The 13,073-nt window shown below is 71.9% G+C and carries 13 protein-coding genes; 8 read left to right on the top strand and 5 right to left on the bottom strand.

Features of this window, described 5'->3' with window-relative positions; genetic code table 11:
* The first annotated feature begins 84 nt into the window (after positions 1-84).
* Together Cco03nite_RS29570 and Cco03nite_RS29565 are read left to right on the top strand one after the other, a co-directional pair.
* Entirely contained in the window at positions 85-426 is a 342-nt protein-coding gene (locus Cco03nite_RS29570) for a DUF4190 domain-containing protein (protein ID WP_203695981.1), read from the top strand.
* Positions 427-475: 49 nt separating this feature from the next.
* On the top strand, positions 476-967 hold the full coding sequence (locus tag Cco03nite_RS29565) for a hypothetical protein (RefSeq protein WP_203695979.1): 492 nt from the start codon (positions 476-478) through the stop codon (positions 965-967).
* Between the two features lie 12 nt (positions 968-979).
* On the opposite strand, the gene Cco03nite_RS29560 is transcribed toward Cco03nite_RS29565, so the two are convergent.
* Both Cco03nite_RS29560 and Cco03nite_RS29555 read right to left on the bottom strand, forming a co-directional pair.
* Positions 980-2,608, bottom strand: a complete 1,629-nt coding sequence (locus Cco03nite_RS29560; protein WP_203695977.1) for an acyl-CoA dehydrogenase family protein — start codon at positions 2,606-2,608, stop codon at positions 980-982.
* Between the two features lie 137 nt (positions 2,609-2,745).
* The gene (locus tag Cco03nite_RS29555) at positions 2,746-3,411 is read right to left on the bottom strand and encodes a hypothetical protein (RefSeq protein WP_203695976.1); all 666 of its coding nucleotides are present in this window, start codon (positions 3,409-3,411) and stop codon (positions 2,746-2,748) included.
* 261 nt (positions 3,412-3,672) lie between these two features.
* Between Cco03nite_RS29555 and Cco03nite_RS29550 the strand changes: the two genes are divergently transcribed.
* Positions 3,673-4,455 carry a nucleotidyltransferase domain-containing protein gene (locus tag Cco03nite_RS29550; protein WP_203695974.1) on the top strand — a complete coding sequence of 261 codons (783 nt, stop codon included), beginning with the start codon at positions 3,673-3,675 and terminating at the stop codon, positions 4,453-4,455.
* A gap of 49 nt (positions 4,456-4,504) precedes the next feature.
* Here Cco03nite_RS29550 and Cco03nite_RS29545 read toward each other — a convergent pair whose 3' ends face one another.
* Positions 4,505-4,894, bottom strand: a complete 390-nt coding sequence (locus Cco03nite_RS29545) for an acyl-CoA thioesterase (protein ID WP_203695972.1) — start codon at positions 4,892-4,894, stop codon at positions 4,505-4,507.
* A gap of 147 nt (positions 4,895-5,041) precedes the next feature.
* On the opposite strand from Cco03nite_RS29545, the gene Cco03nite_RS29540 reads away from it, so the two are divergent.
* The 3 genes from Cco03nite_RS29540 (at position 5,042) to Cco03nite_RS29530 (ending at position 9,459) form a co-directional block, all read left to right on the top strand.
* Positions 5,042-6,580 (top strand): M28 family peptidase, encoded by a 1,539-nt coding sequence (locus tag Cco03nite_RS29540; protein WP_373314356.1) that lies wholly within the window; start codon positions 5,042-5,044, stop codon positions 6,578-6,580.
* A 216-nt stretch (positions 6,581-6,796) separates the two neighbouring features.
* Positions 6,797-7,984, top strand: a complete 1,188-nt coding sequence (locus Cco03nite_RS29535) for a type III PLP-dependent enzyme (protein ID WP_239167762.1) — start codon at positions 6,797-6,799, stop codon at positions 7,982-7,984.
* Positions 7,981-9,459 (top strand): saccharopine dehydrogenase NADP-binding domain-containing protein, encoded by a 1,479-nt coding sequence (locus Cco03nite_RS29530; RefSeq protein WP_203695969.1) that lies wholly within the window; start codon positions 7,981-7,983, stop codon positions 9,457-9,459. Before Cco03nite_RS29535 ends, Cco03nite_RS29530 begins: the two co-directional genes overlap by 4 nt.
* Before the next feature lie 111 nt (positions 9,460-9,570).
* On the opposite strand, the gene Cco03nite_RS29525 is transcribed toward Cco03nite_RS29530, so the two are convergent.
* Both Cco03nite_RS29525 and Cco03nite_RS29520 read right to left on the bottom strand, forming a co-directional pair.
* Positions 9,571-10,107 (bottom strand): hypothetical protein, encoded by a 537-nt coding sequence (locus Cco03nite_RS29525; protein WP_203695967.1) that lies wholly within the window; start codon positions 10,105-10,107, stop codon positions 9,571-9,573.
* Complete coding sequence (locus tag Cco03nite_RS29520) at positions 10,067-11,248, bottom strand: DMT family transporter (RefSeq protein WP_203695966.1); 1,182 nt, start codon at positions 11,246-11,248, stop codon at positions 10,067-10,069. Before Cco03nite_RS29520 ends, Cco03nite_RS29525 begins: the two co-directional genes overlap by 41 nt.
* Positions 11,249-11,342: 94 nt before the next feature.
* Between Cco03nite_RS29520 and Cco03nite_RS29515 the strand changes: the two genes are divergently transcribed.
* Together Cco03nite_RS29515 and Cco03nite_RS29510 are read left to right on the top strand one after the other, a co-directional pair.
* On the top strand, positions 11,343-12,269 hold the full coding sequence (locus Cco03nite_RS29515; RefSeq protein WP_203695964.1) for a LysR family transcriptional regulator: 927 nt from the start codon (positions 11,343-11,345) through the stop codon (positions 12,267-12,269).
* Between the two features lie 267 nt (positions 12,270-12,536).
* Complete coding sequence (locus Cco03nite_RS29510) at positions 12,537-13,031, top strand: hypothetical protein (protein WP_203695962.1); 495 nt, start codon at positions 12,537-12,539, stop codon at positions 13,029-13,031.
* Positions 13,032-13,073: the final 42 nt, after the last annotated feature.

Genomic DNA, 13,073 nt, shown 5'->3' with positions numbered 1-13,073 from the left:
CTTAACGCCCACCGGCCGTCGTGGCAGCACGACGGCCGGTGGCGTGTATGGCCTAGCCTGCGGGCAGACACCGAGGAGGGCCCCATGAGCGACGAGCAGCCGGCGAAGGTTCCGCCACCGCAGCAACCGCCGTACCCGTACGGCTACTACCCACCCCAGCCCCCGTACAACACCTACGCGATCCTGTCGCTGGCGCTGGGCATCTTCGTCCTGCCCCCGCTGGGCATCTACTTCGGCAACAAGGCCAAGCAGCAGATCGCGGCCTCCGGCGAGCGCGGCATCGAACTGGCCAACGCCGGGGTCATCGTCGGCTGGGTGCTGACCGGCCTGTTCCTGGCGTTCTTCGTGGTCTGGTGCCTGATGGCCGGGATGATGTTCGGCATGTTCGGCCTGACCACCGCCACCACGGTCGGCGTCGCGTCCTGACCGGCTGCCGCGTCGCAGCGGGCAGCGGGCAGGCGGGCGAGGCGTTACCGTGACCGGTCACCGACCGATGAAGGAGCGCCCCGCCGTGGAGTACGAGCTGTGCCTGCGCCTGTGGCAGGAGGAGCGGGAGCAGATCCGCCACCGCCTGCGCCTCGCCGTGACCTGGAGCGCCACCTGCCTGGCCGCGGCGGTGGTGCTGTGCGGGCTGCTGCTGGTCGCCGAGGCCGCCGAACCGACGCGGCTCTCGTCGGCCGCCGACGGCGCGAGCGCCCTGGCGGGCGTGATCCTGGCGCTGATCGGCGGGCTGGGCGTCGCGGTGGTGATGGTGGTCCGTTCGGAGGTCGAGACGCACCGCCGCCGCGCGGAGGCGCTGTTCGCCGAGTTCGCCCTGCCCGCCGAGGACCGCGCCCGGCTGCCGCAGGGCAACCGGGGTGTCTACAACACCGCGGACGGGGAGGTCATGCTGACCGCGCCGCTGCTGGCGGCACACTGGGCCACGGTCATCGGCGGTGTCGTGGCGCTGTTCGCCGGGGCCGCCTGACCGGTGTCGTGATCAGACAGGCGGCACCCGTTCCAGGATCGCGGCGAGGTCGAGGCCGGCCGGCAGGGTGCCGAAGGCCAACCCCCGGTCGCCGGCGAGCCGCGAGGCGCAGAACGCGTCCGCGACCGCGGCGGGCGCGTGCCGGACCAGCAGCGAGCCCTGCAGCACCAGCGCCATGCGCTCCACGGTGCGCCGGGCCCGCAGCTCGGCGTCGGCGGTGTCGGCGAGCTCCTTGCGCAGCTCCTGCCAGGCCTGGTCGAGCCGGGCGTCGCCGCCCAGCCCGGCCGCGACCTCCTGCTCGTACGCGGCGAGGCTCTGCGGTTCCCGGGCCAGCGCCCGCAGCACGTCGAGGGCGTTGACGTTGCCGGAGCCCTCCCAGATCCCGTTCAGCGGCGCCTCGCGATACAGCCGCGGCATGCCGGAGTCCTCGGTGTAGCCGTTGCCGCCCAGGCATTCCAGGGCCTCGGCGACCATCGCCGGCTGCCGCTTGCACACCCAGTACTTGGCCAGCGCGGTGGCCAGCCGGGCGAACTCCTGCTCGCCGCGGTCGCCGCGGGCGGCCCGGTCGACCGCGCCCGCCACCCGCAGCACCAGCGTCGTGGCGGCCTCGGACTCGATCGACAGGTCGGCCAGCACGTTGCGCATCAGCGGTTTGCCCAGCAGCGGGCCGCCGAACGCGTGCCGGTGCCGGGCGTGGTGCACGGCCTGCATGAGCGCGGCCCGCATGCCGGCGGCCGAGCCGAGGCCGGAGTCGAGCCGGGTCAGCGACACCATCTCGATGATGACGGCCACGCCGCGGCCCTGCTCGCCGACGAGCCAGGCGACGGTGCCGTCGAACTCGGGTTCGCCGCTGGCGTTGCTGCGGTTGCCGAGCTTGTCCTTGAGCCGCTGGATGCGGAACGTGTTGCGGGTCCCGTCGGGCAGCACGCGCGGCACCAGGAAGCACGACAGGCCGCCGGGGGCCTGGGCCAGCACGAGGAACAGGTCGTTCATGGGCGCGCTGGTGAACCATTTGTGTCCGCGCAGCAGCCAGGCGCCGTCGGCGGCCGGGGTGGCGGTGGTGGTGTTGGCGCGTACGTCCGAGCCGCCCTGCTTCTCGGTCATGCCCATGCCGGCGAGCAGCCCGGCCTTGCCCTCCGGCGCGCGCAGGCCCGGGTCGTACACCCGGCCGGTCAGCAGCGGTTCGAAGCGCGCGGCGAGGTCGGGCTGGTGGCGCAGCGCGGGCACGGCGGCGTACGTCATCGAGATCGGGCAGGTGTGGCCCTGCTCGACGACGCTCCACACCAGCAGCCCGGCGGCGCGGGCGACGTGCGCGCCGGGCCGCGGGTCGGCCCACGCGGCCCCGGCGAGCCCTTCGCCGACCGCGACGCGCATCAGCTCGTGCCACGACGGGTGGAAGTCGACCTCGTCGACGCGGTTGCCGTACCGGTCGTGGGTGCGCAGCACCGGGGTGTGCCGGTTGGCCTCGTCGCCCCAGCGCTGGGTCTGCTCGGCGCCCGCGAGCCGGCCGAGCCGGCGCAGGTCGTCGAGGTGCCAGGCCGCGCCCTCGCGGGCCGTCGCGGCCAGCAGCGCCGGGTCGGCGGCGACGTCGTGCCCGGCCAGTGGCGGTGCCTGGTTGAAGACCTCGTGGGTGGCGGCCATCCCCACATCCTGCCGCATGAACTGAACGAGCGTTAGCCCTCGCGATCGGCCCGCACCGGCGAGCTGCGGCGCAGGCCGCCCGCCCCGTTCGGGCGCCGGCGGCCCGGGAGCGCCCCGTCGCGCAGGGCTGCGCGCGGTCATGCCTCCGGCAGCGGCGCCGTCGGGGCGGACCCGCCCGGCACGGTCGCCCCGGCATCGGCCGATGCGGGCGGCGCGACCGCCGCGTCACCGGGGGCACGGAGCAGCCGCACCCAGCCGGCCAGGTTGCCCAGCGCCACCAGCACGAGTGCCAGCAGCGCGAAGCCGAAGCCGCCCTGGTCGTGTACGAAGTCGCCGATCTCCTTGCCGGCCGGCAGCGGCCCGGTGAGCTGCTCGCGCAGCCGCTCCTCCACCAGCACCCGCACGGTGGCCTGGTTGACCAGCAGGAACAGCGCCGCGATGGCGGCCAGCGCGGCGACCACGCCCCGGCGCGTACGCGCCCGCCCGACGCCGATCGCGACGAGTACGCCGACGACCAGCACCACCAGCACCGTTCCGGCCAGGGGCTGCGGGGCGAGCACGTCGCTGCGCCGCTGCTCGGGCGGCAGCAGCTTGTCCGCGGTGACGTCGGGGGTGCTGCCGGTGGCCAGATCCCAGCCGGTGTACGTGGTCGTGCCGCCCGGCGCGGCCCGGCCGTAACCGCCGGGGGCGTCGCAGGACACGGTCAGGAACGGGGCCAGGAACAGCAGGCCCGCCAGCACCAGCCCGGCCGGGCTGAGCAGCCGGGAGAACCGGCGCACCGATCGACGCTCGTCGTCTGCCATCGCGACAGCGTAGGCGGCCGCACCGCTCCCGTCACCCCCACCCGTCCGCGCCGCCCGCCGTGCGTCCCCTGGTGTCCGCCCTGGCGTCGCCGTCGAAGATGCGCCCACCCCGGACGTGAGCACGGTCGCCGACCGCACCAAGGTCACTCGACTTGCCTGGCACCTGTGGGATGGGGCCTGCAAGATACGCACGAGTGCCAGGCAAGTCGGACGATCATGGTGGTCCGGGCGCGGTCGGGCTGCGACGGGCATACTCGGCGGGTGCTTGAGGAACTGTGGGTGACGGCGGCGCATGTGCGGGCGCTCGACGAGCGGGTGCGGGGGCTGGTGACGGGGTTGTTCGTCACCGGGTCGGTGCCGCTGGGCGACTACTGGCCGGGGCGCAGCGACATCGACTTCGTGGCCGTGATGGACCGGGAGCCGACCTCGGCCGAGCTGGCCGCGCTGGGCAAGGTCCACCTGTCGCTGCCCGACGAGATGCCCGGCCCGGATTACGACGGCATCTACCTGACCCGCGCGCAGCTGGCCGCTCCCCCGGCCGACGGCGACACCGCGCCGCAGATCCTGGCCGGCGACTTCCAGCCGGCGAAGGCCGGTGGGCAGCTCAACCCGGTGACCTGGCTCGAAGTGGCCCGCCACGGCCTGCCGATCCTGGGCGAGCGGCCCGAGGTGGCGCTCGACGAGGACGTGCTGCGCCGGTGGCTGCTGGACAACCTGTCCGGCTACTGGGCCCGCTTCGCCGAGCAGGCCACCCCGCAGTTCGCGGCGCTGCCACCGGACCTGGCGATCCCGCCGGACCCGGTGCTGTGGGCGGTGACCGGGCCGGGCCGGCTGCATCACACGCTGGCCACGGGCGAGGTGACCACGAAGACGGGCGGGGCGCGGCACACCGCCGAGGTGCTGCCGCAGTGGTCGGAGCTGTGCGAGCGGGTCGTACGCTCGCGGGCCGGCGGCGACGAGCCGTTCACCGCCACCGACGGCGTGGCCTGCCTGCGGCTGGTCGCCGACGTCGTCGCCGACGCCCGCACCCGCTGGCCGGGCTGACCGGCCGTCGCCGTGTCCTCGCCCACCCCGCGACTTGATAGACGCCGGCCTATCTGATCGAAAAATCTGAGATCAGACTCGACGTGATAGGCCAACGTCGATATAAGGCGGAACGGCGCTCAGGCGGCGCATGCCGGAACCGGATCACCTTCTCGCGAACTTCCAGCAGCTCAGAGTGCACGGTGACCGTGTCGCCGGCGAAGACTTCGCGTTGGTACACGATGTGCTGCTCCACTGCTGCCATGCCGCGCGCGGCCGACCGGAGGTAGTCCGGCGTGAGGCCCAGCGTGCTGAACAGGTTCCAGGTCGCCTCGTCGAACTTGCCGACGTACCACATGACGTTCACGTGCCCCATGTGGTCGCAGTGCCACGGGTACACCGCGCCCCGGTAGGTCAGGACCGGCTCGGCCATCGCACGCTCCTCCGCCATGACGATCATGCGCGGTCCAGCGCAACCGAACGTTCGTTAAGTCCGGCGCGGAGCGCAGGTCACGGAACGATTAACCACTACGTCCATCTATTCGCATTAATCATTTCGATGGCTAGTCTGCGCCTGCCGGTAACCCCCGGCACACCCCGTGATCCCCTGAGGAGTCAGGCCTTGCGACCCTACGCAGCAACACGCGCCCTGCTCGCGCTCGCCCTGGCGGGCACCGCGCTGGCCGCGCCCACGGCCGCCACCGCCGCCCCGGCGCCCGTCGCCGCGCGGGCCGCGGCACTCGCCCTGGCCGCGCCGGACATCTCGCTGACCAACGTGAAGGCGCACCTGCAGCAGTTCCAGACCATCGCCACCAGCAACGGCGGCAACCGCCGCTCGAACACCGCGGGTTACACGGCGTCGGTGAACTACGTGTACAACAAGCTGGTCGCGGCGGGCTTCTCCGTGGTCAAGCAGAACTGCACCTCCGGCTGCACCAGCGGGGCCGGCCCGAACGTGATCGCGGACTGGCCGGGCGGCGACGCCAACAACGTCTACATGTTCGGCGCGCACCTGGACGGCGTCGCGGCGGGCCCCGGCATCAACGACAACGCGTCGGGCTCCTCGACCGTGCTGGAGATCGCGCTGACCCTGGCGGCGACCAACCCGTCGATGCTCAACCACGTCCGGTTCGGCTTCTGGACCGACGAGGAGCAGGGCCTCAACGGCTCGGAGTTCTACGCCAACAGCCTGCCCTCCGCCGAGCGCACCAAGATCAAGGGCTACTTCAACTTCGACATGGTCGGCTCGACCAACGGCGGCTACTTCATCAACCGGATCACCTCCAGCATCGGGCAGGTCCTGAAGGCGTACTACGACACGAACTTCCCGGGCCTGAACCCGGAGGAGAACGTCGAGGGCGCGGGCCGCTCCGACGACGCGTCGTTCAACGCGGTCGGCATCCAGACCTCGGGCGTGGCGGCCGGCGCGAGCGCGAACAAGACGTCGGCGCAGGTCACCAAGTGGGGCGGCAACACCGGGGACTACGACCCCTGCTACCACGCGTCGTGCGACACGTACCCGTCGAACATCAACGACACGATCCTGAACCGGGCCGGCGACGCCGCCGCGTACGCCCTGTGGACGCTGGCCACCGGCACCCCGGCCACCACGGTGTGGACCGACACGTTCGAGACGGCCACCGGCTGGACGACCAACCCGAGCGCCACCGACACCGCCACCACCGGCGCCTGGGAGCGCGGCGACCCGGCCGACACCAACTCCAGCGGCGCCAAGCAGCTCGGCACCACCGTCTCCGGGACCAACGACCTGGTCACCGGGCGGCTGGCGGGCGCCGCCGCGGGTGACTACGACCTCGACGGCGGCGTGAGCAGCGTACGCTCCCCGGCGGTGACCCTGCCGGCCAGCGGCACGATCAACCTGTCGCTGAACTGGTACCTGGCGCACGGCTCGAACTCGTCCAGCGCCGACTACTTCCGGGTGTCCATCGTGCACAGCGGCGGCACGGCGACGCTGTTCACCCAGGCCGGCGCGGCCAGCAACCGCAACGGCTCGTGGGCGTCGGGCACCTGGAACATCTCGGCGTACGCCGGCCAGTCGGTGCGGATCCTGATCTCCGCCGCGGACGCCTCCACGGCGAGCCTCGTCGAGGCCGGCGTCGACGACGTCAAGATCACGGTTTCCTGACCCTGGTCGATCAACCGGGCCCCACCTGCGCTGTTCGGCGGCGCGGGTGGGGCCCGGAACACGTCCCGGACCGATCGTCACCCACTCGGGGTATGAGCATGAACACAGTGCGTCGCGGCATCCCGAGGGCGATCCGTTCACCGTTTGGCCCTAGACTCCACCGTCGGCAACCACACGGGCCGCATTCACCATTTTCACTGGAGGATTAGCGAGACGATGGCGATGACCAACGGCAAGACCCTGGTCACCATGATCGCGGCAGGAAACCGCGAGATCCAGGACTTCCTCGACTCCGACCAGCGCGAGACTCCCTACCTGGTCATTGATCTGAAGGTCGCGGCGCAGCAGTTCCGCCGCCTGACCGACGCCTTCCGCGAGACGACCGTCTTCTACGCGGTGAAGGCCAATCCCCAGCCGAAGCTGATCAGGCGACTCGCCCAGCTCGGCTCCTCGTTCGACGTGGCGAGCCCCGCCGAGATCGATCTCTGCCTCTCCGAAGGCGCCGATCCGAGCAGACTGTCGTACGGCAACACGATCAAGAAGGCCGCGGACATCCGCTACGCCTACGATCGCGGTGTCCGCATGTTCGTCTTCGACAGCGAAGCCGAGCTGCGCAAACTCGCCGAGAACGCCCCCGGCTCCGCGGTGTTCTGCCGCCTGCTGGCCGGCAGCGCGGGTGCGCAGTGGCCGTTGAGCCGCAAGTTCGGGTGCTCCCCGGACATGGCGGTGTCGCTGCTGGTCCAGGCCCGAGAACTCGGCCTGCGACCGATCGGGGTGTCGTTCCACGTCGGCTCGCAGCAGCTCGACCCCACCCGCTGGGATCCCAGCATCGCGCAGGCCGCCCAGGTCTTCCGCGAGGTGGCCGGGCACGGCATCCACCTGACGCTGCTCAACTGCGGCGGCGGCTTCCCCACGGGATACCAGGTGCCGGTCGAGCCGATCGAGGCGTACGCCGAGGCGATCAACTCGGCGGTCGAGCGGCACTTCGGCCCGTACCGGCCGACGCTGGCGATCGAACCGGGCCGCTTCATCGCGGCCGACACGGGAGTGCTGCGGGCACAGGTCGTGCTCGTGTCCCAGAAGTCCTACGACGACGACCACCGATGGGTCTACCTGGACATCGGGCGCTTCGGCGGGCTGGCCGAGACGGAGGGCGAGGCGATCCAGTACCGCCTGGTCACCTCCCGCGACGGGGAGCCGACCGGCCCGGTCGTGCTCGCCGGGCCGACCTGCGACAGCGTCGACATCCTCTACGAGAAGGCGCCCTACCGGCTGCCGCTGGACCTGGAGCCCGGCGACTACGTCGACATCCTCGGCACCGGCGCCTACACCACCACGTATTCTTCCGTTGGTTTCAACGGCTTTGCACCTTTAGCAACGTTTTGTATCGGAGACAGCGCGTGACGACGATCCCCAAGCTGGCCTTCAGCGGCCGCATCCTCCTGCTCGGCAGCGGCTCGGTGTCGCAGTGCCTGCAGCCCCTGCTGCTGCGCCACGTCGACATGGACTTCACGCGCCTGACCGTGATGGACTTCGAGGACCTCGCCCACACCGCCGCGGAGGTCACCGCCGCCGGCGCGACCTACGTGCGTGAGCGCATCACCCCGGAGAACATCGAGACCAAGCTCGCCGAGTACGTCGGCGAGGGCGACGTCCTGATCAACCTGGCGTGGAACATCGACACCGGCGTCATCATCGACTGGTGCCAGCGCCACGGCACCCTCTACGTCGACACCTCCGTCGAGGAGTGGGACCCGTACGCCGACCAGCTCAACGCCACCCCGCAGTCCCGGACGCTGTACGCCCGGCACATGAAGCTGCGCGAGCGGGCCAAGGGCTGGAAGTCCGACGGCCCGACGGCCATCGTCGAGCACGGCGCGAACCCCGGCCTGGTCAGCCACTGGGCCAAGATCGCCCTGATGGACATCGCCACCGCGATGCTCAAGGAGCCCGAGCGCCTGACCAAGCCGCTGGACGCCGACCGCAAGGTCAAGCTCGAGGAGGCCCTGTCCAACCGCGACTTCGCGGCCCTGGGCATGCTCACCGGCACCAAGGTCATCCACATCTCCGAGCGCGACACCCAGGTCAGCGACAAGCCCAAGCAGGTCGGCGAGTTCGTCAACACCTGGTCCGTCGAGGGCTTCTACGAGGAGGGCATCGCGCCCGCCGAGATGGGCTGGGGCACCCACGAGCCCACGCTGCCCGACAACGCGTACACCCACGAGTCGGGTCCGCAGAACCAGATCTGCCTCGCCCAGACCGGCATCACCACCAAGGTCCGCTCCTGGGTGCCGCTCGGCGGCCCCATCATCGGCATGGTCGTGCGCCACGGCGAGGCGTTCACCATCAGCGACCACCTGACCGTGTGGGAGGACGGCAAGGCGGTCTACCGCCCCACCGTGCACTACGCGTACCAGCCCTCGGACGCCGCGCTGAACAGCCTGCACGAGTGCCAGATGAACGGCTACACGCTGCAGACCGACCAGCGCATCATGAACGACGAGATCATCAGCGGCATCGACGAGCTCGGCGTCCTCCTGCTCGGCCACGAGCTCAACGGCTGGTGGGTCGGCTCGCAGCTCGGCATCGACGAGTCGCGTGCCCTGGTCCCGCACCAGAACGCCACCACCCTGCAGGTCGCCGCCTCCGTCCTGGGCGCGGTCTACTGGATGGTCAACAACCCGAACCGGGGCCTGTGCGTCCCCGACGACCTCGACCCCGAGGCCGTCCTCGACGTCGCCAACCCCTACCTGGGCCCGGTCCCGTCGGTCCACACCGACTGGACCCCCCGCAGCTCCTACTACGAGCCGTTCGCCAACTTCCGCCCGAAGACCGGCGACGACACCGAACCCTGGGCCTTCGCCAACTTCCTGGTCTAAGGCAAAGGAAGGGCACCTTCACATCGCTCTGCGTTGTAGAAGGGCACCTTGTTAACGCCGCGGCCCCGGCCACCTGCGGGTGGTCGGGGCCGTCGTGCGTCTGCCGGCGGATCAGGCGGGCAGCGATTCCAGCCGGTGGTCGGCAGCCGTCATGATCCGCTCCAGCCACCACTCGGCGGTCCGCTGGTCCGGGCCCATGCTCGACACCGTGGTCACCACCCCGCCGCGGCCCAGGTAGGCGTAGCAGTTGACCGACCCGGAGACCGCGAAGCAGGCGGCGGCCCCCTTCACCGCGACAGGAAGCTTGATCTTGTTACTCGCCGTGCGGCGGTAGCTGTCGCCGTGGTCGGTGTAGCTCGCACAGCCCTTCAGCATGCTCGCCGCCTTGGCGACCACGTCCTCGGCCCGCTGCCGGGGCAGCACGTGCACCTCCTGCGTGAGCACCGTGCCGTTGACGACCCAGGCCCGCACGTGCGCCTTGACCTGCTTGGCGTCCTTGGCCGCGGACACCGGCCGGGTCCCGCAGGCGGTGACGGTGCCGGCCGGGAAACCCGGCGCGCGCTCACCGTCGTACGCCCGCTCCAGGTCCGTGCCGGACTCGGTCAGCTCAGCCGCCAGCACCTCGTCGGTGACGAGGACCGCGGTCAACTTCTGCGCCGGGGTGAGCACCGCCGCGGGTGACGGGGCGGTCGACGCGGACGGGGCGGCCGGAGCCGACGGGGCGGGAACCCACGCCGCCGGGGCGGAGGGACCGCAGCCCCCAGCGAGCAGCGCCGCCACGACGGCGAGGGGGGCGAGGCGTCTCACGAACGTGCTCATCTCCGGCGGTCGGCGAGGGGACGTCGCAGGATACCGCCACGGCGGCCGTGGCCGCCGACCGGCGGCGCAGCTGGAGCACGGCGACCGACGCCAGCACCGCCAGACCCCCCGCGGCCTGCACCGGAGTGAGGCGCTCGCCGTAGACCAGGGCGGTGGTGGCGACCGTGACGGCGGGCTCGGCGCAGGACAGGATCGCCGCGGCGGACGCGCCGACGTCGCGTACCCCGACGAACATTCCCGCGATCGGCACGACGGTGGACACCACGGCCAGCAGCCCGATCCACAGCCAGCCCGACGCCTGCCCCGGCGCGTGCAGGCTGCCGGTGGCCAGGCCCGCGACCACCATGCTGACCGCGGCGGACGTGCACACGACCGCGGTCACCGCGAAGATGTCCAGGCCGGCGGGCAACCCGGCGGAGACGGTCAGATAGAGGGCGTACGCCACCGCGGCGCCCAGCGCCAGCAGCACTCCCCCGGTGGCGGCCGAGCCGCCGACCCCGCCCGCGCCGAGCATCAGCAGCATGCCCACGGCCGAGCAGCCCAGCGCGGCCAGCCGGCGGCGGTCCGGGCGCTCGCGGCGCAGCGCGATCGCGAGCACGGTCACCAGCGCGGGGTACGCGTACAGCAGCAGCGCGGTCAGCGAGGCGTCGATCTGCGCCAGCGCCCCGAAGTAGAGGCCCGCCTGCAGCGCGTAGCCGAGCGCGCCCAGCCCGACGCAGACCGCCAGGGCCCGCCCCCGGGGCAGCGGCGCGCGCCGCCACGCCACCACGGCCCACAGCAGCACGGCGGCGAGCACGAACCGGCCGGACAGCATCGTCGGCACGTTGAACCCGGCCGCGTACGCCTGCTTGGCGAACACCGCCGACATGCCGAACCCGGTCGCGGAGACGAGCACCAGGACGGCGCCACGGCGGGCCGAACGGGCGCGCGGCGTGCTCACGGGGGCGGGCGCGGAGACGGTGGTGGTCATGGAACAGAACGGTAGGTCGAATCCAGCCATCGAGGTAGCCTTGGTTTCCAGCGTTGTCCGAAGGAATTTCCTATAGATCAGGCGAGGCCGAACCTTGCTGTCGCTGCATCAGCTCCGCTGCTTCCTCGCCACCCTGGAGCACGGGTCGTTCACCGCCGCCGCGGGCGCGCTCGGCTACGCCCAGCCGTCGATCTCCGAGCAGGTCCGGCTGCTGGAGCAGCAGCTCGACACGACACTGTTCCGGCGGGTCGGGCGCGGCCTGGTGCCGACCGAGGCGGCCCGCGCCCTGCAGCCGCACGCCTCCGCCGCGCTGGCCGCCGTCGCCGAGGCGGGCCGGGCCGTCGCCTCGGTGCGCGAGCTGCTCACCGGCACGGTGCGCTTCGGGCTGTTCCGCACCGCCCGGTTCTACCTCACCGCCGACCTCGTCGCCGACGTGCTGCAACGGCACCCCGGCGTGCGGGTCGAGCTGGTCGGGCAGAACTCGGCCGAGGTCCTGGAGCACCTGCGCAAGGGCCGCCTCGAAGCGGCGGTGATCGCGCTGCCGGTCGAGGACGAGAACATGGTCGTCACCCCCGTGCTGCGCGACGAGCTGGTGTACGTCAGCGCCGACCCGGCCCGGCTGCACACCCGGATCACCCCCGCCGACCTGGCCGCGGCCCAGCTGGTGCTGCCCGACGCGAGCTGGCGCGAGACCGACACCACCCGCCGCCAGCTCGCCCAGGCGGTGCAGCGCACCGGCCACCCGCTGCGCCCCCGGATCGAGGTCGAGGACACCGAGACGGCGCTGGAGATCGCGGCCCGCGGGCTGGCCGACACCGTCACCTGGCGCGGCGTGCTGCACGGCCTCGGCGACCGGCTGCCCGCCGGGCTGGGCTGGGCCCCGCTGCGCCCGGCGATGTACGAGACGTTCGCCGTGGTGCACCGCGAGGGCGAGCTCTCCCCCGCCAGCCGCGTCGTCGTCGACCTGGTCACCGCCCGGATGCGCGACCTCGACCGGGCCATGCGGGCGAGGACCGCCTGAGCCCCCCGCCTCCCGCGGTGCCGCCGCGAAGCGGCCGACGGTGCGCTCCGCCTGACGTCGCCGGTGGCAGCCGACACCACCGCCGGGCCGTCCTAGGCTGCTAGGTGAATGGCCCGATCGGACGAGCGCGGGTGTCGCCGTCCACACCGGATCACGACGGGTCGCGTGACACTTCGCCGTCTAGCGTCACTCTTCTATGTGTGGTAAAAATCTTCCCATCGCTGCGCAGCGGACGGCATTTACCTCCAACACCCCAGGAGCACCCCCATGTCCCGCTTCGTACCCCGGGCCCTCGCCGTGGTCGCGGCCGGTGTCATCGCGTCCGTGCTGGCCTTCGCCAGCCCCGCGCACGCCGCGACCTACCTGACCCACTCCGAGGCCGCCGCCCAGCTGCGCGCCGCCGGGATCACCTGGTCGTCCAGCGGCAACTGCAGCGACCGCAACAACTCCACGTGCACCTCGTTCACCAACGTCCGCCAGGTGACGATCACCGGTATCAAGACGCTGAAGAGCGCCAGCGGCTGCGCCATCAACATCACCGCGGGCACCGAGGCCGGACACTCCTCCGGCACGTACAGCCACTGGAACGGCTACAAGCTCGACATCAGCAAGTACACCTGCATCGGCAACTACATCAAGAACAACTTCACCTACGTCGGCTACATCTCCGGCTGGGGCTACCAGTACCGCTCCGGCGCGGGCAACCTCTACACCGACGAGGGCAACCACTGGGACATCCTGTACTACACCTGCGGCTGCTGACCTGCCATCGCAGCCCGCGCGAGGCCGTGCCCCGGGGCACGG

The sequence above is a fragment of the Catellatospora coxensis genome, from assembly GCF_016862635.1.
Lineage (GTDB): Bacteria > Actinomycetota > Actinomycetes > Mycobacteriales > Micromonosporaceae > Catellatospora > Catellatospora coxensis.
Note: the sequence above shows the minus strand (reverse complement) of the source record. Positions and strands in the feature narration are given on the sequence as shown.

Excerpts from the sequence above, each read along its gene's own strand:
- Cco03nite_RS29570 (WP_203695981.1), top strand. The coding sequence starts at position 85 with ATGAGCGACGAGCAGCCGGCGAAGGTTCCGCCACCGCAGCAACCGCCG.
- Cco03nite_RS29560 (WP_203695977.1), bottom strand. The coding sequence starts at position 2,608 with ATGGCCGCCACCCACGAGGTCTTCAACCAGGCACCGCCACTGGCCGGG.
- Cco03nite_RS29555 (WP_203695976.1), bottom strand. The coding sequence starts at position 3,411 with ATGGCAGACGACGAGCGTCGATCGGTGCGCCGGTTCTCCCGGCTGCTC.
- Cco03nite_RS29545 (WP_203695972.1), bottom strand. The coding sequence starts at position 4,894 with ATGATCGTCATGGCGGAGGAGCGTGCGATGGCCGAGCCGGTCCTGACC.
- Cco03nite_RS29535 (WP_239167762.1), top strand. The coding sequence starts at position 6,797 with ATGGCGATGACCAACGGCAAGACCCTGGTCACCATGATCGCGGCAGGA.
- Cco03nite_RS29520 (WP_203695966.1), bottom strand. The coding sequence starts at position 11,248 with ATGACCACCACCGTCTCCGCGCCCGCCCCCGTGAGCACGCCGCGCGCC.
- Cco03nite_RS29510 (WP_203695962.1), top strand. The coding sequence starts at position 12,537 with ATGTCCCGCTTCGTACCCCGGGCCCTCGCCGTGGTCGCGGCCGGTGTC.